Origin of the sequence: Burkholderia sp. BE17, assembly GCF_009362305.1 — a bacterium.
In the GTDB taxonomy this organism is placed as follows: Bacteria; Pseudomonadota; Gammaproteobacteria; order Burkholderiales; family Burkholderiaceae; genus Burkholderia; species Burkholderia pyrrocinia_C.
Map to the genome: position 1 here is coordinate 61,788 of NZ_WHNU01000017.1, position 24,914 is coordinate 86,701.

Here is a 24,914-nt window from a genome sequence, read left to right on the forward strand (position 1 = left end):
AAAATGACCGGCATGATCCTTGTCTATCGCTACCGGGTGAAGTCGCTCAACGGACTCTTGAACAAACAGAGCCGGGCGGTGAGCTACGTCTGGAACTTCTGCAATGACACGCAGAAGCACGCGCTCAAGTGGAGCAAGAAGTGGCCGGCGGGGTTCGACCTGAACGTGCTGACGACCGGCAGTAGCAAGGAACTCGGCATTCACTCGGGAACGGTCAACGCAACGTGCGAGCAGTACGCGAAGTCGCGCAGCCAGCACCGTCGCCCGTACCTGCGCTATCGCGGCAGGAAATCGCTGGGCTGGGTGCCGCTGAAGGGCCGCGACCTGAAACGCGAGGGCGACGCATTCCGCTTCGCCGGCCACACCTTCCGCGTGTTCAGTAGCCGGCCGCTTCCCGAAGGGAAGATCAAGGACGGCACTAACTTTGCACAGGATGCGCGCGGCAACTGGTTTCTCAACATCGTGATCGAGATGCCTGATGTTAAGGCGCGCCCGATCCGTTCCGGCGTCGGCCTCGATCTCGGTCTGAAAGACTTCGCCACACTTTCGACCGGCGAGAAGCTGCCTAACGACCGGTTCGGCCAGCGCGCGGCCGAAAAGCTGGCGAAAGCGCAGCGTGCGCGAAAGCACAAGCGGCATATCACGAAGCTGCACGCCAAGGTGGCGAATGCTCGCGCCGATTTCCAGCACAAGCTCGCGCTCGATCTGGTGCGGCGCTTCGACTACATCGCGGTCGGCAATGTGTCGGCCGCCAAGCTCGCCAGAACCAGGATGGCGAAAAGCGTCTACGACGCGTCCTGGTCGTCCTTCCGAAATAGGCTCCGTTACAAAGCGATGGCGCACGGGGCCACGTTCGAGGAAGTGGACGAAAGCGGTTCCACCCAGTCCTGTTCGGCGTGCGGGTCGAAAGCCAGCACGACGCGGCCGAAAGGTATCGCGGGACTGAGAATAAGGGAGTGGAAGTGCAGCAACTGTGGTGTCGAGCATGATAGCGATATCAACGCTGCATTGAACATTCTCCGATGCGGACGTGCATCGCCAGGTGTGGGAATCACCTCCCTTTAGGGAGGCGAGGACGTCAACGCACTCCACGGAATGGCGCAAAGCATCTCGCCCGTTCCTCCGCTGGAAGCAACCGCGTACGCAATTCTGCCGCGGTGCAAATCGAGCACGATGTCGAAAACATTTCCGACATCCTCACCGTCCGACGCGATGATCTTGCTGCCCTTCAGCACATCCGAGGTCGTGACCATATGGCCGGGTTCATCGCCGGCATCGCGTTCGACAATGCTCCCGTTGCTGTCATCCCCGGATCGATCGGGGGGGAGCGTGCTCATGACGTCCTCCTTGGGCAAGGTCCGGGTATCCATGCCGTGCACGGTCACGACATCGACAATGACACTCGACGCACGAGAAAACGCTGCGCGCAAAACGCTGCGCGCCCCGGCATCGGAAGTCGGTACGGTTCCGTACCTGGGCACACCGGGACGATCGGCACGCCGTCGCTCTGTCCGATACCGCCGCGTTCATCGATATCGCTGAATGCCGGCGACGACTCGATGGATCATGGTCACGCAAGGCCCTGCCCGGCGCCGCACGACCCGTGCTAACGGTGCTTGCCGTGCGACGACTTCCGGTGATGCTTTCGATGGGCCGGGCTGGAAATCATCCTGGTGACGCCGCCTATCGACGGAGGATCGCTGGCGGGGAACGTCCCCTCGACCGCCTCGTCGACATTGCGTTCGCTCTTGCCGCCGTTCGTATGCTGCTCTCGATACCTGCTGCGCATAACCGCCTCCATGGAACTGATCGTCGGACCAGGCTGGCACGAATTCGACCGGCCGCGTGCGGACGGCCCGGCAGCGTGGAATGCCGCCGGTCACGACGCCAGCATAGGCCTGATCTGAAAATTCCGCTGGGCACGATCGGAGTCGAACGCATAACGCCGGACATCGGGATGTCGAGCACGGGCACAGCGCCGGCAAGCGCGCGAGCAAACCGTCCGGCATCGGACAGACTGCGCCCGCGCATCCCGCGTATAGCTACGCTACCGGGCGGATTCCGGCTGCCCCGTTCGCCCGGCAGCCCATCGACGTGGCGATCCTCACTGCTTCGTGATCCTGACGACGAAGATCGGGAGGATGTTCCGTGACATGTCGGGAGGGACGGCTCGCCGCCGGATGCCCCACCTCCGCGCATTGTACGGTTTCGTACCGCATCGGCCCTTCGTCGCGTGTAGCGTCTAAAACATGCCGGCCATCCGAGAGGACGCGATCGGCAGGAATCGCTCCGCAGCGGCGGACGAACGGCCGGATGCCACCGCACGGCGGGCAGTCAGCCGGATCACCGACGTGCCGAGCATCGCTCTCGCGAGGACATCATGTTGCGAAGCATCCGAAGATTGCACGGAGACACCGTTCGAGCGAAGGACGGCGATATCGGGCACATCCACCAGGCCTATTTCGACGATGACAACTGGTGCATCCGCTACCTCGTCGTCGAGACGGGCGACTGGCTGCACGACAGGCCGGTGCTGATCTCGCCGTATTCCGTCACGCATGCCGATCCCGAAACCCGCACGCTATACGTCAGCCTCACGCAACAGCAGGTAAGGGACAGCCCGAATCTCGACACGCACAAGCCGGTATCGCGCCAGCACGAGATCGAGTACCTGCGTTACTACAACTACCCGACTTACTGGGGCGGCCCGAACCTTTGGGGAATGGGCGCGTACCCGGCTTTCGATCCCGCCGGGCCGTCGCATGACCCTGAAGCGGGCGATCCGCTCGTCTCGCGCACCGCGCCGGCCAGCGCAGCGCCGGATACGCATCTGCACAGCACCGGCGAGGTCGACGGATATCGGCTCGAGGTCAAGGACGGACATATCGGTCACGTGTCCGACTTCATTTACGACGAAGAAGCCTGGGTGATCCGCTATCTGGCGATCGACACGTCGAGCTGGTGGTCGACGGGCAAGGAAGTGCTGATCGCGACTCACTGGCTCGACCAGGTGGACTGGCCCACGGAAACGGTATCGACCACGCTCACGCGCGACGCGATCCGCCGCAGCCCTGTATACGACGACTCGCAGCTCGTTCATCGAAGCTACGAGATCGAGTTGCACGAGTTCTACGGCAAGCACGGTTATTGGTCCGGAGACCGATAACGGAGCAATGACTGCCTGCGCGCGTTCGACGGGTTGCGGGCGCCCCGCCCGCGGGAAACGCCCGAACGCCCGAACACGCTACGCGGCGCAGCGCCTCGCGTTCCGGCGTCGGCCGACGAGCCGGCCATACTCGGGGCGCGACCGGCTTGCCCGCGCGACGCTCGAGCATGAGAATAAGGGCGATCGACGCGCGGCGAGCGCGGCGTTACCCATGCGGGACGATCAACGTGACCGAAACGATCGGATGCCTCATCTTCGGAGCCCTGCTGATTTTCATGGGACTCATCGGATCGTCGCTCGAGCGCCTGCCGCTGAGCGCGGCCATGGTGTATCTCGGGATCGGCTTTCTGATCGGGCCGGCCGGCACCGGCTTCCTTTTGATGACATTGCCGGATGACGTCACGCAATTGCGCATCGCCGCCGAAATCAGCTTGCTGATCTCGCTGTTCGCGATCGGCCTGAGGCTGCGTGTCCCGCCCGCCGATCCCCGCTGGATGCTGCCGCTGCGGCTTGGCGTCGTCGCGATGATCTTCACCGTCGCGTCGATCGCTGCACTCGGCGTGCTGGTGTTGCATTTGAGTCTCGGCGTCGCGGTACTGCTGGGCGCGATGATCGCACCGACCGACCCCGTGCTCGCTCACGACGTCGGCGTGCGCGACGCGGGCGACGTCGAGCTGGTGCGTTTTTCGTTGTCCGGCGAAGGCGGGATCAACGACGGCACGGCCTACCCGTGCGCGGTGCTCGGCCTGCTTTTGTGCGGCTCCGGCACGACGTCGGCGCTTCACTGGAGCATGGTCGGCGACATTGCATGGGGCATCGCGTCCGGTGTAGGCACCGGCTGGCTACTCGGCTTCGCCACTGCGCGGCTTGTCGCATTCCTGCGCAGTCGGCACGGTCAGGCGCTCGGCCTCGAAGGGTTCTTCGCGCTGGGCCTGATCATGCTGTCGTACGGCGTGGCGCTCGCTATTCACGGCTACGGGTTCCTGGCCGTGTTTGCCGCGGGTGTCGCGATGCGGCGCGTCGAGCATCGAACCAGCGGCCGGAAGACGCCGAAGGAAACGGTCGGCGTCGTGGACAGCGAGGATGTCGAGGCCACCGCCACCGATCCCGACAAAGCCCATGCGTTCGTCGCGGAATCGGTCATGGGATTCACGGCCGAGCTGGAACACATCGCCGAAGCCGTGCTGATCCTGCTGATCGGCGCACTCGTCTCACGCTATTGGGCCGACATGCTGGCCTGGACGGGCGTGGCCGTGGTCGCGACACTGCTGTTCGTGATCCGGCCGGCGGCCATCCAGTTCGCGCTGATCGGCTCCCGGGCGTCGCACCGCCAGCGCCGCTTGATCGGCTGGTTCGGCATTCGCGGCGTGGGTTCGCTGTATTACCTGATGCTGGCCCTGGAGCAAGGGCCGCGCGCGGACCTGTTGCCGCTGGTGCCGTGGGTGCTGGCCATCGTCGCCGTGTCGATCGTGCTGCACGGTATTTCAGCGGCGCCGCTGATGCGCCGCTATGCGTGAAATCGCGAACGTCGCGGCGCATCGTTCCGGCCGCGCGACCTCGATTGCAATCGGTACGCGACGGTGCAATCGGGCAACGGGCCCGTACATCGCCGCGCGGTCGACACCGTGCGGACCTGGCGACGGCAGCGGCCGACGATCGCGGGTGCCGCCGGCAAGGTTCAAAACCCGCTTTTTCGTCTGTGGCCCGGCTCAGTGGATATGTCCGCCGAACAGCCCGAGCAACCCGATGACGATCAGGTAGATCGCAACGATGTAATTCAACAGACGGGGCACCACAAGAATCAGAATGCCGGCGACCAGCGAAACCAGTGGTCCCGCGCTCGTGAGGATGTGCATACGCCCTCCGCAACATTGAAATCAACACATGAATACAAAGCCGCCCCGCCTCCGACGTTCGTGACGGCGGCTCGAGCCGGGCGACACGGGAGCCTTCGGCGGTCGTGCAAGGGTGCGCAAGGGTCGGGCCGGCGCCCGCGTCGATGGTGCGGCGTTGGTCGATCTGGCTGCCGCTGGCGTCGGCGGTGCCGGTCGTCGTGTATCCCGGGATTACTACACCGATAGCAAGGATCGATCCCGGCGCACCTGATGGAAATGTTCGTCGCAGCATGATTCGCCGCGGATTGTTCGTGGATATACTGAAGCTACACACGGGCGAATGCGAATGCGGTACGAAAGCGTACCGAGCATGCCAAAACAGACAACATATACAGGCCCTCTTCGCGGCGATCGCCGCGAGCGCGGCCCGCATGCAGACGCTGGCTGCGTCGGCGCCGATTCGCGTACGGCATCGTACCGACTTCCGTCACGATCGCACGCAGTGTGTGTCAGGGCACCCCGAGTGTCCCGCGCCAAAGCGCCCGATACGACGCTTCGATGGTTCCGGGTTTCGTACCGGTGAAACGGGCGCCCCATGTCAAGGAGCAATGTCATGAACAGGGATCAGGTGAGAGGCCGCATCGCGGAAGCGAAAGGCAAGCTGAAGGTAATGGTCGGCAAGGTCTTGGGAAATAGATCGACCAGAATGCACGGCAAGGTCGAGCAGGTCGTCGGCAAGACACAGGCGTCATTCGGTGACGTGAAAGAGCAACTCAAGAAGCGGCCGTAGGGCGTTCGCGCGAACGGTTCCGAAGCGCCGCGCGAACGGGCAACATGCCGCGGATTCGGCGGGTATTGGCGGCGCGTGCGTGCATGCATCCGGCGATACCCGCTTCCCGACCGACCGTCACGATGCCGCAATGCGTCGGGCGTGATGGCCGTGCGCGGCGGCACGTGGTTTGTGCTGCTCGTCTCCGACGCCGGGAAAGAACGCATCCCACGCGTCCCGTATACCCTTCGCTGCGGTCGCATCCGCGGCAATCGTCTCCTGGTCGCCCGACTTGGCCGGATCGGAGCGCAAGCCTCGCCAGCGCGTAAAGGCGAGCACCGGCTTTTCGGTCCATTCGCCGTCGCCGAACTTCGCAAATGCCGTGTCGCCGTTTACCAGTCGAACCTCATACCATCCGTCACGAACAGGCGCATGTCGGTCGAGCGGAAACCATCGTGTAGATTGGGTTTTCATCATTGCCTCACTTGTCCATGGAGCGTTGTACGCAACAAAACTCCCGTCTCGTCCGGTCAATGCACGCGCTAATCGGCGCACCGATTCAGCCACAGCCGGCCCGCGGCCGTCATATTGATCGAGCCGCCGGTGCGCGACTCGTATGCAAGCCCGTGAATCAACAGTTCATTGGCTATCGCGCGCGGTATAGCGGCTTGGGAATCCGGAATTCGATCAAGCGATTTGAGGGTCTCGACGACCTCGGGTGAAAGTGGGATGCACATGGCGGCCTCCTCGGTATCGAGTTCACGGCAAATCCGGCAACACGCCGGCGTCTGTACGGTATCGACTATTCTGAAGCGGGCTATTTCGGCACCGCAATTGCCATATTGCAAACCGGTGATTCATCTGCATTGAAATATGCTTCGGCATCCGATGTGTTCGTTGCAAGACCGGTATCGAACGCGCACGCTGAAGACACCTGCCGGCTTGTTGTCAAGGCATCGGCGCCCTTGAATCCTTCGGTGCCAACGGTTGCTCTGTCAGAAGCACATCATGACCATCCCCACTGTCGAATATCGCGGACGTGAACTGCGTGTCTATTCGCAAATCCTGTTCCCGCCGTTCGGCGATCCCAACGCCCCCGGCCCGTAGCGCTTCGGGTCGATCGTGCGCATCGACACGATTGAAGCAACCTCGGCAACGGCGCCGCATTACTCGACCGTTTTCAAGCATGGTGATCCGCAAACGGCGGCGCGCGGTGCGCCTGGCAGCGGTGCAGATACACGGTCACGCTGATGATGCGCGACATGCGTGAGTGCGAACACGACCCACGCAAGCTGCCACCAGGACAGCTTCAGCTCACCGTTCAGGAGAAATCCCGACATACCGGTCGCACTCCGCGCCACGCACCTATCCGCGCGCGCTTCGCCGTGACGGCGCGTGCGCGTGCCGCTTCCCTACCCTTCGACCGGCCGGCCTATTTCCCGACCTGATTGCCGACAACCCCGCCGACGGCCGCGCCGCCAACCGTGCCCAACGCACTGCCGCCCGTCAGGACTGCGCCGGCGACGCCGCCGACACCGGCCCCAATCACGGTATCCGTTCCGCGGCGAGACATACCGCCGCAACCCGCCAGCATGACAACCGTCATGGTGACTATCGCCATCTCGACAGCCATGGAATGTAGCTTTCTCATGATCATCTCCTCGGGTTGCCGCCGCGCCGTCCGACCCGGCACGACGCGCGGAAGCCCATGCGCCGACATCCCGATCAAATTCGGGACGTCGGTTCATTTTTCATGATGGGCAGTAAATCGCGCAAAGTCCGTCCGCTAACGTACCGGCCGGGATGCCGGCCGGCGGGCTCACAGCAGCACCGCCTGCGCAGCCGACATGCGGTGCGACCGAATGAACGTCGGCCGCGACCACGTACGGCGCCACTCGATAGCGATTCGCGCCGCTGCGCGTTGGTCAGCCTGTATCCCGCACTCCATGCGTCATTGTCGCGGTCCTCGTCGCACTGTCCGGCCGGTTTTCCGACCTCTCTCCGAATTTCGTAATCCTGCGGATTGGCAAGCTGCAGAGCGACTTGCCGGAACCCATCGCCGGGCGTATGGTTTATTTCTCTGTCGCCCTTTTTTGGGAGATATCGAAATGGCTGCCATGCAATCCGCGGCCACGCCCCTCTCCGACGAGGAAGCCCGGCGCCAGTTGCGCCGCGCCGTCATAGCCAGCACGATTGGCACCACCATCGAATGGTATGACTTTTTCCTCTACAGCACGGTCACCGGCCTGGTCTTCGCAAAGCTGTATTTCCCGCAGTCCCACCCTCTCGTCGGCACGCTGCAGGCGTTCCTGATCTATGCCGTCGGCTTCGTCGCGCGGCCGGTCGGCGCGGCGATCTTCGGCCATTACGGCGACCGCATCGGACGCAAGGCCACCCTGATCGTGACCCTGTTGCTGATGGGGCTCGCCACGTTCGCCGTGGCCTTCGTTCCGACCTACGCAACCATCGGCATCTGGGGCGCCGTCCTCCTCACGGTGCTGCGCTTCATCCAGGGCGTCGGCGTCGGCGGCGAATGGGGCGGCTCGGTCCTGATGTCGATGGAGTGGACGCGCACCAATGCGCATCGCGGCTTCGTCGCGTCGTGGCCGCAGTTCGGCGTGCCGGCGGGATTGTTCCTCGCCAACCTCGCCGTGCTGGCCATGAGCTGGCTTTCCGGCAGCAGCTTCCTCGCGTGGGGCTGGCGCGTGCCGTTTTTCCTCAGCATCCTGCTGGTCGCGATCGGGCTCTATATCCGGCTGAACATTCTCGAGACGCCGATCTTCGCGAAGCTGCTGGCCGAGCGCCGGATCGAGAAGACCCCGATGCTCGAAGTGCTGCGCAAGCAGCCGAGGGACATCGTGCTGTCGGCGTTTGCGCGGTTGGCCGAACAGGCGCCGTTCTATATCTTTACGGCGTTCGTGTTCACCTACGGGATCACGGCGCTCGGCGTCACGCGCGAACTGCTGCTGACGGCGGTGCTGGCTGCATCCGTGGTCGAATTCTTCACCATTCCGCTGTTCGGGCACGTGTCGGATCTGATCGGGCGGCGGCGGATGTACATGATCGGCGCGGCCGCCGTCGGTGTGTTCGGATTCCTCTACTTCGCGATGGTCGATAGCCGGAATCCGCTATGGATCTTCGCGGCCATCGTGCTGTCGCTGGTGCCGCATTCGATGATGTACGGGCCGCAGGCCGCATTGATCGCCGAGTCGTTTACCGGGCGTTTGCGATACAGCGGTGCATCGATGGGTTATCAGCTCGCGTCGGTCATTGCAGGCGGCCCGGCACCGCTGATCGCGACGGCGCTGTTCGCCTACTACCATTCGGGGTATGCGATCGCGGTGTACGTGCTGGTGTGCGCGGTGCTGAGCCTGGTCGCCGCATCGAAGCTCGGGGATTACACGAACAAGGATATTTCGCGGGAATACGACGACGCGCGGGATCTGGGGGATCATGGGCACGCGCCGCCGCTAACCTGACGGGTTGGCCCGCGCCCCTCACTTCTTGTTGTCCGCGCGAACGGTGCCCAGCGCTTCGAGCAACGGCCGGAGCGCATCGAGTTCCGCGCCGAAGCCGGCCCAATCCCCCGCCTTCAGCCGCTCGATCGCGCGGTCGTAATGGGCCAGCGCGTCGCGGGCGCGTGCATCCGCCGCGCCGCGGGCCGGCGCCGCCACCGGCCCCGGCCCCTTCTCCTTGAAGAGCGCCGCGAGCGCCTCGCTCAGGTTTTCCTCCATCACGACGCGATCGCCATAGGCCGCGATCACCCGCTTCAGCTCGGGCAGTTGGCCCGACGCCGCGCGCAGATAAAGCGGCGACACGTAGAGAATCGAGTTCTCGATCGGCACGACCACGAGATGGCCGCGGATCACGCGTGAGCCCATCTGGTTCCACAGCGAGATCTGCTGCGAGATTTCCGTGCTCTGCTGGATGCGCGCCTCGATCTGGTACGGCCCGTAGATCAGCTTGTCCTTGGGGAACGCGTAGACGATCAGCTTGCCGTACCCGGGCGGATCGCAACGCGCGGCCAGCCACGCGATCATGTTCTCGCGCTGGCTCGGCACCATCGGCAGCATCAGCACGAAGCCGGCCTGCGCGTCGCCGGGCAGCCTCATGATCGTGTAGTACGGCGCCATCTGCGTGTTCGCGGCGTCACCGCCGTCGATATCGCCCAGCGCGCGAGGAAACTGCCAGAGGTCCTCGCGGTTATAGAACACTTCCGGTGCGTCCATGTGGTAAGCGCGGTAGAGGTTCGCCTGGATCAGGAACAGATCCTCCGGGTAGCGGATATGCCGCTGAAGATCCTGCGGCATCGCGTCGAGCGGCTTGAACATGCCGGGGAAGATGCGCGCGTAAGTCCGCACCAGTGGATCGGAAGGATCGCTGACGTAGAAGTCGACCGTGCCGTTGTAAGCGTCGACCACCACTTTCACTGCGTTGCGAATGTAGTTGGCGCCGTCGCCGACACCGGGCGGCGCATACGGAAACCAGCGGCTGGTCGTATAGGCGTCCTGCATCCAGAACAGGCGTCCGTTGCTTGCCACGACATACGGGTCGTGGTCGAGCGCGAGAAACGGCGCAATCGTGCGGATCCGGTCGCGGATGTTGCGGTGAAACAGGATCCTGCTGTCGTTCGTGATGTAGTGCGTGAGCAGGATGTTGGGATCGCCGAACTGCCACGCGAAGAGGCTGCGCCGCGCCGCGCCGCCGATCGCGACACCGTCGCGCCCGCTGTAGGACGTGTAGACGTTGCTGTCGCCCTTCGGGTAGTCGAATTCGGGCACGCTGCCCTTCACGATCACATAACCCTGCCCGCCTTCACCGAAGTAGATGCGCGGTTCGCGGATCGCCGGCCCGCCATCCGCGGCAGGCGGAATGTCGCGCAGATACAGCGACGGCAGGCCTTCCGTGGATTTCTCGGTGACCGGCGACATCACGACGCCGTTGCCGTGGGTGAACAGCAGATGCAGGTTCACCCAGGTTCGCGCGTTCTCCGGCAGCATCGACTGCTCCAGCTCGCGCGCCGACAGCATGACCTGCCGATAACCGGAGTCGAGCCGGTAGCGATCGATATCCACGGAGAAGAACTTGTAGTAAGTCCTGATCTCCTGCAACTGCGCATAGGTATCCATCAGCGGCTGCACGTCCCACAGGCGGATGTTGTCGACGGTCGCGCGATTGGCCTGCAGCGACGCGAGATTCAGGCCCTGCTCGGCCGCGAACGGCTTGACCTCGATTTGCGCGAGACCGTAAGCCTGCCTCGTCAACGCGATGTTGTGCTGGATATACGGCGTCTCGAGCTGCAACTCGCTCGGCTTCACGTAGAAGCGCTGGAACAGCGCGGGATAGACGATGCCGAGCGCAAACGACGTGCCGAACACCAGCAGCACCGCGGCGACCGGCAGCCGATAGCCGGGCCGGCGCAGGTTGGCCAGCATCGCAACGGCCGACGCAATCGCAAGGCCGACGAGCAGCCACAGCACCGGCAGCATCACGTGGACATCCGTATAGCCGGCGCCGACCACGACACCGTTGTTGTCGTAGAGCAGCAGAAAGCGCTCGAGCCACCAGGACCAGGCTTTCAGCAGGAAGAACAGTGCGAGCAGCGCCGAACCGTGAACGGCGGCAGCCGACGAAAGCCCCTTCCGCGGGCGGGCCATGATGTCGCCGCGCAGCCAGTAGACGCTGGCTGCGACGATCGCGCAGCAGGCGACCACTTGCAGCAGCAGGTTCTTCAGCACGATCCACGCGGGTAGCGCGAACAGATAGAAACCAATGTCGTTGCCGAAGATCGGATCGCGCGCGCCGAACGGCACCCGATGCAGAAAGCGCAGCGCGACATCCCAGCTCGACATCGCACCGGCGGCGATCGCAAGCCCCAGGAAGACGGCAGCCGCGGCGATGACCGTGCGCCATGGAATGCGCGACGCGACCTCCCCTGCCAGCGCTCGAAGCACCTCCTCCGCACGCGTCGACGACGTGTCCTCCACCTGCCAGACATCGACGGGCTTGCCATAACGATGCGCGAGCAACCCCGACGCGCCGATCGCGGCCGCCGACACGGCGAACACCGCGACGAACAGCAGCACCCTCGTTGACAGGATCGTCCAGAACACGCCGGTATAGCCGATCGACGAGAACCAAAGCCAGTCGACCAGGATACCGGTGATGCGCCCGATGACGATCAGACAGGCGATGACGACCGCAGCCGCGATCCCATAGCGCCTCAGGAGCGAGACGGACATTGCTTGCGAGCGCATCGAGGCTCCTTTGCCGGGCCATCATGCGTGGCCGGCTGCGGCCGGATCGGGTGTGCCGCCGATCCGTCAGTCAGGATCGCGGCCGACCGCATGTCTGAATGCTACGCCCGTTGCCGGTACGTCGCCATCCGACGGCATGTGCGGCGTCACTTGCGGGCGGGTAGGCGATCGATCGCAGTGCAGTGCAGTGCAGCAATTTCGCTCGCTCCCGCTCGCGGGACGCCATGCGAAGCCGGGTGAGCACATGGTCAACGAGGCGTTTGCACGCGATCCGGGTAGCGCTCACAATGAGCGCTCGGGCGGCTTGCCGCGCCGGAACGGACGGAGGGCGAAATGGACGATCCCCATGATCTTCAGCGCTTTGTCGACGCACAGGATTCGGTGTATGCGCAGGTATGCGACGAGCTGAAGAACGGACACAAGCGAAGCCACTGGATGTGGTTCGTGTTTCCGCAGATCGAAGGGCTTGGCGACAGCGCGATGGCGCAACGGTACGCGATCGCGACACTGGCCGAAGCCGTCGCGTATCTTCAGCATCCGCTGCTCGGCGCAAGGCTGCGGGAATGCACACGGCTGGTCAATCAGGTCGAAGGCAGTTCGATCCAGACGATTTTCGGGTATCCGGATTACCTGAAATTCCGGTCGTCGGTCACGTTGTTCGCGCATGCGACTGCCGACAACGCGGTGTTCGTGGAGGCGCTCGAGAAATATTTCGGCGGTGAGGCCGATCACGCCACGCTTGCGCGCATCTAGGCGGGGGCGGCGCGAACAAACCTCCACGTAACGACCGGGCGTCGATCTTCCGCCCACGTGTATTCGTTGAGGAGACCCGATATCTCCCGATGCGTTGATTTCAGGCGACGCGTCGAACATCGATGGCCCGAGTCGGGTTCGGCGCATGATTGGATACACGATCCACACCCAACGCAACATGCGTTGCGTCGTGACAGCCCCGCCGGATCGGGACTTCCAGCGCTTCGCGCCGGCCCGTCGGGGTGTTCATTCTTTTCGGCTGAACTCCTTCAGGCCATCGATCACCAGCAGTTGCTCGGCGATCAGGCGCTCGAGCCGCTCGTTTTCCGATTCAAGCGCTTTGAGCCGACGGGCTTCGGTCACATCCATGCCGCCGAATTTGTTTCGCGAGCGGTAGAACGTCTGCTCCGTGATGTCGTGCCGCTTGCACAGGTCATTCACCGGCTCTTCACGGCTCTCGGCTTCCCGCGGAATGCGGATGATCTGTTCGTCGGTGTGTCGCTTCTTCATCGAGTTCTCCTTGACTCCAGGATAAGAGAACTCACGTGCCGTTTGGCTATATGATCCGTCTCGAGTCAACCGGACAGACACGCTAGCGGAATTAAAGGACACGAAAGACGCGATGACAAAGTTGGTGAGCAGAGCTCGCATTATTTGTTCCGCAACGAAAACTCTATGAAAAATCCGCCATTCCCCCCAAACTCCTTGAAACCAGGCGGTTTGCGCTTGATCGCCGTCAGCATGGTTACTGAGCACCGCTAGCGCTTAGCGTGAACGCCAACAGCTGCCCGAATGCAGAATGACTAACAACTATTACGACGGTTCGCCCCGACGCGTGGCGGCCGTCATCGACACCAAGGAAGCACGATGCCGACATTGCAAGTGATGTTGAAGATGGCACTCTACGTTTCGCTGGTCCTGGCCACGCCGGGGCCGACAAATACCCTGCTGCTGTCCTCGGGAATCAAGGTCGGCTTCCGGAAATCGTCGCCTCTCCTGGTTGCAGAGGCAGCGGGCTATGGCTTCGCGATATCACTGTGGGGTTTCTTCCTGGCGACATTCGCGGCCACACGGCCGTGGCTTTACGATGTGCTGAAGCTGGGGAGCTCGGCCTATATTTTCTATCTCGCGCTGCAGCTATGGAAAAGCCCACGCTTTGAAGACATCCGGTCGGGTAGCATCGGCTTTCGCGACATGTTCGTCGCGACGACCATGAACCCGAAGGCGTTATTGTTCGCCACCGCGATCTTTCCCCCGCAGGCTTTCGTATCGGTTCCGTTCTATCTCTACTCGATCGCGGTCTTCACGGCGCTCGCCGTGACGATCGGTTCGATGTGGCTCACCATCGGCGGCGTCTTGACGGCGCGCCGGTCTCTGGCCACACATACCGGCACGCTGCTTCGCGGTGCGTCGGTAGTGCTGGTGATGTTCGCGGGCACGCTGGCGTTTTCCGTACTCAACCGCTAGTGCCTGCAAAGTTCATTACGCCCTCCAAACGCGGGGAGCAGGTCAAGACCGCCGAAATGCGCAAAGGTTGACATCTTTGTTTCAGAAATGGCGACGCCCCTATTTGTTTTCCGTGAATTCAGTCGTTAATTTCGCATTTTTATACAATAACGGCGCGCACCATCAAAATGAAAAAATGATTTGCTTTTAAAAAAAGTAAATAGTTCGACGGAAAATATTTCTCCGACATTTTCCGCATTGAGTATTTCTCTGGATCAATTGAGATTGATATGAAATTTTGCGAGCTGTGCCATCGTGAACACTGCTATGGTGTGTCGCAGAGGTTACGTGCATGGTATGGCAAGCCTCTGGAAGCTGACGTTGTCCGAGCATCTCGATGCGCTTATGGAGATTAGCCGCATCGGCAATTCAATCTGTTGATGCGATATCCGTCGCGCGGTGTGCCGCCGATGCGATGGGCGCCTCGCATTGTTCGATTGTGCTTCCATTCGAATCGAGAAATGAACAGCCTCGGATCAAACTCTGGGGATGCAGGGATGTCCGGATATTGCGTGGAGGGACGTCCTCCATTGCCCTGAACGGTGTGCTGTCGTCAGGCGATGGGGCGGTTGGAAAGTCTTGTCACGGAGAGTTGCCGAACTTCGCTGCGATTCACTATGCCTTCCCGGTGTCATTTGTCGTGATGAGCCAGACACGTTTTGACGCGTTACCGGACGAGTTGCGAGTTCAGCTCGATCAGGCGGCACTATCCATTGAGGTTTTAAATCCTATGAGAAGAGTGTCATGAGCAACCCGATCAAGAATATCGTCATCGTGGGCGGCGGCACCGCGGGCTGGATGGCTGCCTCGTACCTCGTCCGTGCGCTCCAGCAGCACACGAGCATTACGCTCATCGAGTCTGCGGCGATCCCCCGGATCGGCGTGGGCGAGGCGACCATCCCGAGTTTGCAGAAAGTGTTCTTCGACTTCCTCGGGATACCGGAGCGGGAGTGGATGCCCCAGGTGAACGGCGCGTTCAAGTCTGCCATCAAGTTCGTGAACTGGAGGAAGTCTTCCGACCGCTCGCGCGACGATCACTTCTACCATTTGTTCGGCAACGTGCCGAACTGCGACGGCGTGCCGCTTACCCACTACTGGCTGCGCAAGCGCGAACAGGGCTTCCAGCAGCCGATGGAGTACGCGTGCTACCCGCAGCCCGGGGCGCTCGACGGCAAGTTGGCACCGTGCCTGTCCGACGGCACCCGCCAGATGTCCCACGCTTGGCACTTCGACGCGCACCTGGTGGCCGACTTCCTGAAGCGCTGGGCCGTCGAACGCGGGGTGAAACGGGTGGTCGACGAGGTCGTGGAGGTTCGCCTGAACGACCGCGGCTTCATCTCCAGCCTGTCCACCAAGGAGGGGCGCACGCTGGAGGCTGACCTGTTCATCGATTGCTCCGGCATGCGGGGGCTCCTGATCAACCAGGCCCTGAAGGAGCCCTTCATCGACATGTCCGACTACCTGCTGTGCGACAGCGCGGTCGCCAGCGCCGTGCCCAACGCCGACGCGCGCGTGGGAGTCGAGCCGTACACCTCCGCGATCGCCATGAACTCGGGGTGGACCTGGAAGATTCCGATGCTGGGCCGGTTCGGCAGCGGCTACGTCTTCTCGAGCAAGTTCACGTCGCGCGACCAGGCCACCGCCGACTTCCTCAACCTCTGGGGCCTCTCGGACAAGCAGCCGCTCAACCAGATCAAGTTCCGGGTCGGGCGCAACGGGCGGGCGTGGGTCAACAACTGCGTCGCGATCGGGCTGTCGTCGTGCTTTTTGGAGCCCCTGGAATCGACGGGAATCTACTTCATCTATGCGGCGCTTTACCAGCTCGTGAAGCACTTCCCCGATACCTCGTTCGACCCGCGGTTGGCGGATGCATTCAACGCCGAGATCGTCCACATGTTCGACGACTGCCGGGATTTCGTCCAGGCGCACTATTTCACCACGTCGCGCGACGACACGCCGTTCTGGCTCGCGAACCGGCACGACCTGCGGCTCTCGGACGCCATCAAGGAGAAGGTTCAGCGCTACAAGGCGGGGCTGCCGCTGACCACCACGTCGTTCGACGATTCCACGTACTACGAAACGTTTGACTACGAATTCAGGAACTTCTGGTTGAACGGAAACTACTACTGCATCTTTGCCGGCCTGGGCATGCTGCCCGACCGGACGCTGCCGCTCTTGCGGCACCGACCGGAGTCGATCGACAAGGCCGAGGCGATGTTCGCCCGCATCCGGCGCGAGGCCGAGCGTCTGCGGACGAGCCTGCCGACGAACTACGACTACCTGCGGTCGCTGCGCGAGGGCGACGCGGGGCTGTCTCGAAGCCAGCCCGGATCGACGCTCGCGGCGCCGGAAATCCTGTAGTGGAGCGCACCCTGGACCGGGTCTGCGCATTCGAGGCCACGCACGCCGCGGTGGCGGCCTGCGATCCGCTGCGCGCGCGGGCACTCGTTCTGCAACTGCCTGGCCTGAACCGTAAAAAGGACGTGCCCGGCATCGTCGGCCTGTTGCGCGAGTTCCTGCCGACGCGCGGCGTGCCCCCCGGCTGGGGCTTCGTCGAAGCCGCCGCCGCGATGCGGGACATCGGGTTCTTCCTCGGGTCGCTCAAGCGGCACGGACACGAGCCCGCGGACGCGGTGCCGGGGCTCGAGCCGGTGCTGCTCGACCTGGCGCGCGCGACCGACCTGCCGCCGCGCGAGACGCTCCTGCACGTGACGGTCTGGAACCCCGCGGCGGCCGACGCGCAGCGGAGCTACACCGGGCTGCGCGACGAAGCGCATCTGCTCGAGAGCGTGCGCATCTCGATGGCGGCCCTCGAGGCGGCCATCGAGCTGACCGTCGAGCTGTACGACGTGCCCCTGCGTTCACCCGCGTTCGCGCAAGGGTGCGACGAGCTGGCGGCCTATCTGCAGAAAATGGTCGAATCGATCGTTTACGCCTACCGCTTCATCTCGCTGCAGGTCTTCCACGACGAGCTCCGTCCGTACTACGAACCGATTCGAGTCGGGGGCCGGAGCTACCTCGGCCCCGGTGCCGTGGAAATGCCCCTCTTCGTGCTGGAGCACGTGCTGTGGGGCGCGCAATCGGACCACCAGGCTTATCGGGAATTCAAAGAGACGTACCTGCCCTATGTGCTTCCCGCGTTCAGGGCGGTCTACGCCCGGTTCGCCGGGGAGCCGGCGCTCGTCGACCGCGTGCTCGACGAAGTGCAAGCGGCCGGCGCGCGGGGCGAATCCATCGTGGCCGGACTGGCGGCCCTCGACCGGGTTTTCGAGGTCCTGCTGCGCTTCCGCGCGCCTCACCTCAAATTGGCGGAGCGGGCGTACGAAGTCGGGCAAAGCGGCCCCACGATCGGCAGCGGGGGGTACGCGCCAAGCGCGCTCGTCGATCTACTCACGCTCACGCGTGCCGCGCGGTCCCGCCTTCGCGCCGCGCTCGACGAACCCTGACACCTGACGCCCGACGCGTGCGGCGATGTGTTCCATCTCACAAGGAGAGTGTGCCCCCATGACTCAGAACAGCCCCGCGAACGGGCGCGATAGCAACCACTTCGACGTGATCATCCTCGGCTCGGGCATGTCCGGCACCCAGATGGGGGCCATCCTGGCCAATCAACAGTTTCGCGTGCTGATCATCGAGGAGTCATCGCACCCGCGGTTCACGATCGGCGAATCGTCGATCCCCGAGACGTCTCTCATGAACCGCATCATCGCCGATCGCTACGGCATTCCGGAGCTCGACCGCATCACGTCGTTCTACTCGACGCAGCGTTACGTCGCGTCGAGCACGGGCATCAAGCGCAACTTCGGCTTCGTGTTCCACAAGCCCGGCCAGGAGCACGACCCGAAGGAATTCACGCAGTGCGTCATTCCCGAGCTGCCATGGGGTCCGGAAAGCCATTATTACCGGCAAGACGTCGATGCCTACCTGTTGCAAGCCGCCATCAAATACGGCTGCACGGTCCGCCAGAAGACGAACGTGACCGAATACCACGCCGACAAGGACGGCGTCGCGGTGACCACCGCCCAGGGCGAACGGTTCACCGGCCGGTACATGATCGACTGCGGAGGCCCCCGCGCGCCGCTCGCGACCAAGTTCAAGCTCCGCGAAGAGCCGTGTCGCTTCAAGACGCACTCGCGCAGCCTCTACACGCACATGCTCGGGGTCAAGCCGTTCGACGACATCTTCAAGGTCAAGGGGCAGCGCTGGCGCTGGCACGAGGGGACCCTGCACCACATGTTCGCGGGCGGCTGGCTGTGGGTGATCCCGTTCAACAACCACCCGCGGTCGACCAACAACCTGGTGAGCGTCGGCCTGCAGCTCGACCCGCGTGTCTACCCGAAAACGGACATCTCCGCGCAGCAGGAATTCGACGAGTTCCTCGCGCGGTTCCCGAGCATCGGCGCGCAGTTCCGGGACGCCGTGCCGGTGCGCGACTGGGTCAAGACCGACCGCCTGCAATTCTCGTCGAACGCCTGCGTCGGCGACCGCTACTGCCTGATGCTGCATGCGAACGGGTTCATCGACCCGCTCTTCTCCCGGGGGCTCGAGAACACCGCGGTGACCATCCACGCGCTCGCGGCGCGCCTCATCAAGGCGCTGCGCGACGACGACTTCTCCCCCGAGCGCTTCGAGTACATCGAGCGCCTGCAGCAGAAGCTTCTGGACCACAACGACGACTTCGTCAGTTGCTGCTACACGGCGTTCTCGGACTTCCGCCTGTGGGACGCGTTCCACCGGCTGTGGGCGGTCGGCACGATCCTCGGGCAGTTCCGGCTCGTGCAAGCCCACGCGAGGTTCCGCGCGTCGCGTGACGAGGGCGACCTCGATCACCTCGACAACGACCCGCCGTACCTCGGATACCTGTGCGCGGACATGGAGGGGTACTACCAGTTGTTCAACGACGCCAAAGCCGAGGTCGAGGCCGTGAGCGCCGGGCGCAAGCCGGCCGAGGAGGCCGCGGCGCGGATTCACGCCCTCATCGACGAACGAGACTTCGCCAGGCCGATGTTCGGCTTCGGGTACTGCATCACCGGGGCCAGGCCGCAGCTCAACAACTCGAAGTACAGCCTGCTGCCGGCGCTGAAGCTGATGCACTGGACGCAAACCAGCGCGCCGGCAGAGGTGAAAAAGTACTTCGACTACAACCCGATGTTCGCGCTGCTCAAGGCGTACATCACGACCCGCATCGGCTTGGCGCTGAAGTAGCCGGCCGACACCGACACGAAAACGATGAACGACGTTCAATTGGATCAAGCGGTCGCCAGGGAGCATCCCACGGAGGCGTACGACGCGACCACGCGCCTGGCCGCGAGCTGGTACGTCGCGATGCGCTCGGACGACCTCAAGGACAAGCCGACGGCGTTGACGCTCTTCGGCCGTCCGTGCGTGGCGTGGCGCGGCGCGACGGGGCGGGCCGTGGTGATGGACCGCCACTGCTCGCACCTCGGCGCGAACCTGGCCGACGGGCGGGTCAAGGACGGATGCATCCAGTGCCCGTTTCACCACTGGCAGTACGACGAGCAGGGCCAGTGCGTTCACATCCCCGGCCACAGCGCGGCGGTGTGCCGGCTGGAGCCCGTCCCGCGCGGGGCGCGCCAGCCGACGTTGGTCACCGCCGAGCGATACGGCTACGTGTGGGTCTGGTACGGCTCCCCGCAGCCGCTGCACCCGCTGCCCGAAATCGCCGCGGCCGATGTCGACAACGGCGACTTCATGCACCTGCACTTCGCGTTCGAGACGACGACGGCGGTCTTGCGGATCGTCGAGAACTTCTACGACGCGCAGCACGCGAACCCCGTGCACGCGCTCCCGATCTCGGCCTTCGAGCTCAAGCTCTTCGACGATTGGCGCGAGTGGCCGGAGGTCGAGTCGCTGGCCCGGGCGGGCGCGTGGTTCGGTGCCGGGATCGACTTCACCGTGGACCGGTACTTCGGGCCCCTCGGCATGCTGTCGCGCGCGCTCGGCCTGAACATGTCGCAGATGAACCTGCACTTCGACGGCTTCCCCGGCGGGTGCGTCATGACCGTCGCCCTGGACGGAGACTTCAAATACAAGCTGCTCCAGTGTGTGACGCCGGTGAGCGACGGCAAAAACGTCATGCACATGCTCATCTCGATCAAGAAGGTGGGCGGCGCCCTGCGCCGCGCGACCGACTACGTGCTGTTCGGGTTGCAGACCAGACAGGCCGCGGGGTACGACGTCAAGATCTGGAACGGGATGAAGCCGGACGGCGGCGGCGCGTACAGCAGGTACGACAAGCTCGTGCTCAAGTACCGCGCGTTCTACCGGGGCTGGGTCGACCGCGTCGCCGAGGCGAGCGCTCGACCGCGCCGCCGCGAGTGAGCGGCGCTGCGTGATACAGGTTCATACAGGCTCCAGGCCCGGCCGTTTTACCCCGTTAGCGCTTGCCTTGCCGCCCCTGGCCAAACCGTTGTCCAGAACACGGGGCGACATCGAAAGGCTTCCGGCCTCGCGGCACGTGGTACACGACCTTCGCATCGCGTCGAACATCGATGGCCCGGGGTCGACAGACAGACCCCGGGCCACGGATTTCCCGTTGTACCCGGCATCACCACCATTGCCGGGCACCACCGGTTGCTCAACGCGTCGCGAACTACATCAGAACTGATAACCCGCGCCCACCACCGCGCCGAAGTCCGACCGGCTGTTGCCCGTCACCGACGCCTTGACGACCCAGCGGTTGCTTTCCGTCACGTAGGAGTAACCGGCGGCAAAACCCTGCTGGCCGTGATAGTTCGAAGTCGCCGCCGACACCATCGAGCGACCCGCGCCCGTCGGCTGCGGCAGGCCGGCCACCGCCATCGCCGATGCGACGCCGCCGTACATGTCCTTCTTCAGGTCGTTGAACGAGTTGTACACCTGCCCGATGCGCTGGTCGGTATAGCTCTTCGCCTGCGTCGAAGCGGCCGTGAGGTTGTCGTTCAACTGCTGCACGTTCACCGCGTCGGTCGGCGCCGTCCCGGCCGCGACGTTCGTGATCTGGCGCTCGCTGCCCTTCGCGCCGACCGAGAACGAATTGTCGCGATCGGCGACGGAGCCCTGGCCGACCGCCACCGCGTTCTTGCCGGTCGCGGTTGCCGTCGATCCGATCGAACCCGCATCGGCACGCGCGATCCACGTCGTGTTCGCATCGGTTACCGCCGCGCGGATCTGGTCGTTCGCCGCGACGTTCTTCAACGCGTTGTTGAACTGGCCGACGTTGACCGCGTCGTTGTCGTTCACGCCCGCCGCGACACCGGTCAGCACGCGGTCGCCCGCCGTGCCCGAGAAGTTCACGCTGGTGCCGCCGGTACCCTTCCCGACCGTGATCGCGCCGTTCGGATCCTGCTGCTGCACGAGGCCGGCCTTGCCGTTCGCGATGTTGGTCACGTTCCCCTGCAGGTTCGAAATGTCGGTCGTGTTCTTCGACACCTGCTGGTTGGTCGCGTAGAGCTGCGAGCCGTTCACCGCATCCGTGCTGGTTGCGCTGAGCGTACCGGCCTGCACGTTGGTGATGCGCGTGCCGCCGGCGCCGCCGAGCGTGATCGTGCTCTTCGAACTGTCGTCGTACTGCACCGCGAGCGCGCCGAGCTGGTTGAGGCTCGACTGCACGCCCTTCAGTTGCTTCACGTTCACCGCGTCGGTATCGCTGGTGCCCGCCGCGACGTTCTTCAGCACGACCGCCGAATTCGCGTCGCCGCCGACGAGCGACACCGAATTCAGCCGGTTGCCATTCGTGTCGACGTCATACTTGACGACGTTCTTCACGGCTTCGCCGGTCTGGTTCGACACCTGCGTGATCTGCTGTTCGAGAGCGGATTTCACGCCCGACAGCTGGCCGCCGTTCACCGCGTCGGTGCTGCCCGCGACGACGTTGCCGTCGGCCACGTTCGTCAGCTTGGTCGGCGCACCGGCGCGCGCCGCGCTGTAGGCGCCGAGTTTCGGGTCGAACTGCAGCGCGTCCTGCTGCAACCCGGCGATCGCGGCCGTATTGCCGGCGATGTTCGTTTCGGCATTGCCGAGGCGCGTTTCGTGATTCTCGAGCGTCGTCGTGTTGCTGCCGACGCGGCCGTCGAGGTTCGTCAGCGCGTCGCCGACGTTGTTGAACGAGCCGCCGCCCACTTTGTAGGCCGGTGCGCCGATCGAGCCGTCCGGGTTCGCCGTTGCGCCGCCGCCGAGCGCGGCCGCGGTGCCGTCCGTCGCGCGGCGCAACTGCGCGCCGTTCACCGCGTCCGTGCTGCCGGACGCCACGTTGCCTTCCGCGACATTGGTCACGCGCACCGGGCTCCCGCCGTTGCCCGCGCCGAGCGAAACCTGCCGCTTGCTCGCATCGTCGTACTTCACGGCCAGCGCATCGAGCTGGCTCGTGCCGTCGTGAATCGCCGCGGTCAACTGATCGACGTTGACCGCGTCGGTTCCGTTCTTGCCGGCCGCGACGTTGCTGATCAGTTGCGGGCCATTGCCGCCATGGCTTGCATCGTAGGCGCCGAGGCCCGCGTTCCACTGGAGCGCATCCTGCTGAAGCGCGGCGATGTTGCCGGTATTCGTCGTCACCTGGTTGCCGAGCGTCGTCACGTTGTTGCCGAGCGTCGTGATCGACTGATTGAGCGTGTCGGTCGCCTTGCCGAGCTGGCCGACGTTCACGGCATCGCCCGCGGCAATGCCGTCCGCGACGTTGTGCAGGCCGACCGGCGCCTGCGCGCCGCTGCCGCCGAGCGTGACGCCGCCGTGCGCATCGTCGTCGTACTGCACCGCGTTCTTCGTCGCGGCGCCGATCTGGCTGGTGATCGACGTGCTCAGGTTGCCGAGCGTCGTGCTGAGGTTGTTCGTCACGCTCGTGCTGAGCGATGCGAGGCCGCCGTTCAGTTGGCCGACGTTGACCGCGTCGTGCACATCCTTGCCGTCCGCGACGTTGTGCAGCGCGGTGCCGTTGGTGCCGGCGAACGTCACCGAATCGAACCCGCTCGCGCCGTCGTACTTCACGTTGCGCGCGTCGGCCGCCTGCAGGTTGCCGATGTTCGAGGCCGCCGTCGAAATGGACGTCTGCAGCGGCGCGACGCTGCCCTTCAACTGGCCGACGTTCACCGCGTCGGTATCGGCCACGCCGGCCGCGACGCCGCCGATCGTGGTGCCGTTGCTGCCGTCGAGCGCGATCGCCGCATGCGAATCGTCGGTGTATTTGACGACGTTCGCCGTTGCCGACACGATGCTCGTGCTGAGGCTGTTGCCCACATTGGTCACACGCTGGTCGACGTTCGTGATCGACGTCGACAACGAATTGCCGACCGACGTTACACGCGCGTCGACGTTGCCGATGCCCGTGCTGAGCGTGCTGTTCACGTTCTTCAGCTGCTGGACGTTGACGGCATCCGTATCGGCCGCGCCCGCCGCGACGTTCTTGAGCTGGCGTTCGCTGCCGAGCGCGCCGAACGACACCGCGCCGCCGACCGGTGCGGCCGTGCCGCCGAATACCGGCGTGCCGCCGTTGTTCGCGCCGACGCTGCCCGAGCCGATCGCGACCTGGTTGTTGTCGTTCGTCTGCGCGCCCGCGCCGATCGCCACGGATTGCGTGCCGCCGGCGCGCGTCTGCGTCGCCGCGTCGTACGCGGCGCCGTTCGATACGCCGTCGCTCGACGTCGGGTTCGCGCCGCCGATCGCAATCGAGCGATCGCCGCTCGCCAGCGCCGAGTGGCCGAGCGCGATCGAGCTCGTGCCGTGCGCATCCGCGACGTTGCCGAGCGCCATCGAGAAATCGCCGACCGCGGCCGACTGGCGGCCGACCGCGAGCGACGTATTGCCTTGCGCGACCGCCACCGTGCCGATCGCCATGGCCGAGTTCGCCAGCGCCTGCGAGCCGACCCCGATCGCAATCGCGCCGCCGCTGCTGCTGCCGCCCTTGCTGCTTGCATTCGACTGGTCGCCGATCGCGATACCGCTGGTGCCGGCCTTCGCATTCGTTCCCATCGTCACGTTTGCGGTGCTTACCGCCACGTAGCTCCCGCTCTTCGTTGCCACGCAGAGCGGGTTCGTCCCGTCGATGCACTGGCCGTTCAGCGCGTTGTCCGGGTTGCCGCGGTCGACGAAATTGTCCGCGTGCGCGACTCCCGCGATCAGCACACCTGCACCCGTGAACATGGCGGCGGCAAGCGCCGAAATCTGATTCCTCTTCATGCTGTTCTGCTCCGTTTTGTAGCGTCTGGTTTGAATACGGACTACTTACTTTTATTGACAGCTTCGACTTCGACTGCGATTGCGACTTCAGTGCGGAACCTGCTCGCGATGCCCGGCCCGGCCGTGTCGGACGCGACACGCACCGACCGCGCAAATCGACAGGGCGTTCGAGAGCCCGGGCACGCCGTCTCTTTCGGGCCCGTTCCGTTAATTCGTTACATACATTAGGAATACGTAGTGTTGTTCATGGACGAGTTCACCCCCGACTGAATCCTGAGATTCAACCCGTCTTTATAACTACCCCGAATTCGACGTCGCGCCGACCGCGACCCACTGCGTCTCTTTTATTTCATCTCCGGCAACCGGATTTCAGCTTCGATGCCCAGGACATTCGCTCAGACATGCATCAACTGATGCTTCGGACTCGAATCGCGCAACGTCCGTCGCGGTTCGTCTTG

At 64.0% G+C, this 24,914-nt stretch carries 18 protein-coding genes and 2 pseudogenes; 11 read left to right on the forward strand and 9 right to left on the reverse strand.

The window, feature by feature from the left end; translation table 11 throughout:
• Nucleotides 1-12 precede the first annotated feature (12 nt).
• Nucleotides 13-1,065, forward strand: a complete 1,053-nt coding sequence (locus GD429_RS16385) for an RNA-guided endonuclease InsQ/TnpB family protein (protein ID WP_152858058.1) — start codon at nt 13-15, stop codon at nt 1,063-1,065.
• Here the strand turns inward: GD429_RS16385 and GD429_RS16390 are convergent.
• Nucleotides 1,062-1,337 (reverse strand): PRC-barrel domain-containing protein, encoded by a 276-nt coding sequence (locus tag GD429_RS16390; RefSeq protein ID WP_152857893.1) that lies wholly within the window; start codon nt 1,335-1,337, stop codon nt 1,062-1,064. The genes GD429_RS16385 and GD429_RS16390 overlap by 4 nt on opposite strands.
• Nucleotides 1,338-2,380: 1,043 nt before the next feature.
• On the opposite strand from GD429_RS16390, the gene GD429_RS16400 reads away from it, so the two are divergent.
• Both GD429_RS16400 and GD429_RS16405 read left to right on the forward strand, forming a co-directional pair.
• Nucleotides 2,381-3,166 carry a PRC-barrel domain-containing protein gene (locus GD429_RS16400; RefSeq protein WP_152857895.1) on the forward strand — a complete coding sequence of 262 codons (786 nt, stop codon included), beginning with the start codon at nt 2,381-2,383 and terminating at the stop codon, nt 3,164-3,166.
• A 227-nt stretch (nt 3,167-3,393) separates the two neighbouring features.
• Nucleotides 3,394-4,683: a cation:proton antiporter gene (locus tag GD429_RS16405; protein ID WP_321574650.1), complete on the forward strand. Its 1,290-nt coding sequence runs from the start codon at nt 3,394-3,396 to the stop codon at nt 4,681-4,683.
• A gap of 192 nt (nt 4,684-4,875) precedes the next feature.
• Here GD429_RS16405 and GD429_RS16410 read toward each other — a convergent pair whose 3' ends face one another.
• Nucleotides 4,876-5,022 (reverse strand): DUF3096 domain-containing protein, encoded by a 147-nt coding sequence (locus tag GD429_RS16410; RefSeq protein ID WP_152857899.1) that lies wholly within the window; start codon nt 5,020-5,022, stop codon nt 4,876-4,878.
• A gap of 592 nt (nt 5,023-5,614) precedes the next feature.
• Between GD429_RS16410 and GD429_RS16415 the strand changes: the two genes are divergently transcribed.
• Nucleotides 5,615-5,791, forward strand: a complete 177-nt coding sequence (locus GD429_RS16415; RefSeq protein ID WP_152857901.1) for a CsbD family protein — start codon at nt 5,615-5,617, stop codon at nt 5,789-5,791.
• Nucleotides 5,792-5,908: 117 nt separating this feature from the next.
• Here GD429_RS16415 and GD429_RS16420 read toward each other — a convergent pair whose 3' ends face one another.
• The 4 genes and pseudogenes from GD429_RS16420 to GD429_RS16440 form a co-directional block, all read right to left on the reverse strand.
• The gene (locus GD429_RS16420) at nt 5,909-6,244 is read right to left on the reverse strand and encodes a hypothetical protein (RefSeq protein WP_152858062.1); all 336 of its coding nucleotides are present in this window, start codon (nt 6,242-6,244) and stop codon (nt 5,909-5,911) included.
• 68 nt (nt 6,245-6,312) lie between these two features.
• Complete coding sequence (locus GD429_RS16425; RefSeq protein WP_152857903.1) at nt 6,313-6,507, reverse strand: hypothetical protein; 195 nt, start codon at nt 6,505-6,507, stop codon at nt 6,313-6,315.
• A 452-nt stretch (nt 6,508-6,959) separates the two neighbouring features.
• Nucleotides 6,960-7,110, reverse strand: a pseudogene (locus GD429_RS41090) (acyl-CoA desaturase); the annotation flags it as partial.
• Between the two features lie 92 nt (nt 7,111-7,202).
• Complete coding sequence (locus tag GD429_RS16440) at nt 7,203-7,421, reverse strand: glycine zipper 2TM domain-containing protein (RefSeq protein ID WP_152857905.1); 219 nt, start codon at nt 7,419-7,421, stop codon at nt 7,203-7,205.
• A gap of 457 nt (nt 7,422-7,878) precedes the next feature.
• Here GD429_RS16440 and GD429_RS16445 point away from each other — a divergent pair, with 457 nt between their 5' ends.
• A complete protein-coding gene (locus GD429_RS16445; protein WP_152858064.1) occupies nt 7,879-9,249 on the forward strand; it encodes an MFS transporter in 1,371 nt (456 codons plus the stop codon).
• A gap of 18 nt (nt 9,250-9,267) precedes the next feature.
• Here GD429_RS16445 and GD429_RS16450 read toward each other — a convergent pair whose 3' ends face one another.
• The gene (locus GD429_RS16450) at nt 9,268-12,027 is read right to left on the reverse strand and encodes a UPF0182 family protein (RefSeq protein WP_152857907.1); all 2,760 of its coding nucleotides are present in this window, start codon (nt 12,025-12,027) and stop codon (nt 9,268-9,270) included.
• A 333-nt stretch (nt 12,028-12,360) separates the two neighbouring features.
• Between GD429_RS16450 and GD429_RS16455 the strand changes: the two genes are divergently transcribed.
• Nucleotides 12,361-12,780, forward strand: a complete 420-nt coding sequence (locus GD429_RS16455) for a DUF1810 domain-containing protein (RefSeq protein ID WP_152857909.1) — start codon at nt 12,361-12,363, stop codon at nt 12,778-12,780.
• Between the two features lie 196 nt (nt 12,781-12,976).
• Here the strand turns inward: GD429_RS16455 and GD429_RS16460 are convergent.
• Nucleotides 12,977-13,290: pseudogene (locus tag GD429_RS16460) on the reverse strand (transposase); the annotation flags it as partial.
• Between the two features lie 357 nt (nt 13,291-13,647).
• On the opposite strand from GD429_RS16460, the gene GD429_RS16465 reads away from it, so the two are divergent.
• From GD429_RS16465 to GD429_RS16490, 5 genes are all read left to right on the forward strand, one after another.
• Nucleotides 13,648-14,247 (forward strand): LysE family translocator, encoded by a 600-nt coding sequence (locus GD429_RS16465; protein ID WP_152857911.1) that lies wholly within the window; start codon nt 13,648-13,650, stop codon nt 14,245-14,247.
• 783 nt (nt 14,248-15,030) lie between these two features.
• The gene (locus GD429_RS16475) at nt 15,031-16,647 is read left to right on the forward strand and encodes a tryptophan halogenase family protein (RefSeq protein ID WP_152857913.1); all 1,617 of its coding nucleotides are present in this window, start codon (nt 15,031-15,033) and stop codon (nt 16,645-16,647) included.
• The gene (locus tag GD429_RS16480; RefSeq protein WP_321574652.1) at nt 16,647-17,732 is read left to right on the forward strand and encodes a monodechloroaminopyrrolnitrin synthase PrnB family protein; all 1,086 of its coding nucleotides are present in this window, start codon (nt 16,647-16,649) and stop codon (nt 17,730-17,732) included. Before GD429_RS16475 ends, GD429_RS16480 begins: the two co-directional genes overlap by 1 nt.
• Before the next feature lie 58 nt (nt 17,733-17,790).
• The gene (locus GD429_RS16485; protein WP_152857915.1) at nt 17,791-19,491 is read left to right on the forward strand and encodes an NAD(P)/FAD-dependent oxidoreductase; all 1,701 of its coding nucleotides are present in this window, start codon (nt 17,791-17,793) and stop codon (nt 19,489-19,491) included.
• 24 nt (nt 19,492-19,515) lie between these two features.
• Nucleotides 19,516-20,628 (forward strand): Rieske 2Fe-2S domain-containing protein, encoded by a 1,113-nt coding sequence (locus tag GD429_RS16490; protein ID WP_152857917.1) that lies wholly within the window; start codon nt 19,516-19,518, stop codon nt 20,626-20,628.
• A gap of 276 nt (nt 20,629-20,904) precedes the next feature.
• Here GD429_RS16490 and GD429_RS16495 read toward each other — a convergent pair whose 3' ends face one another.
• Complete coding sequence (locus tag GD429_RS16495) at nt 20,905-24,456, reverse strand: YadA family autotransporter adhesin (protein ID WP_152857919.1); 3,552 nt, start codon at nt 24,454-24,456, stop codon at nt 20,905-20,907.
• Nucleotides 24,457-24,914 lie beyond the last annotated feature (458 nt).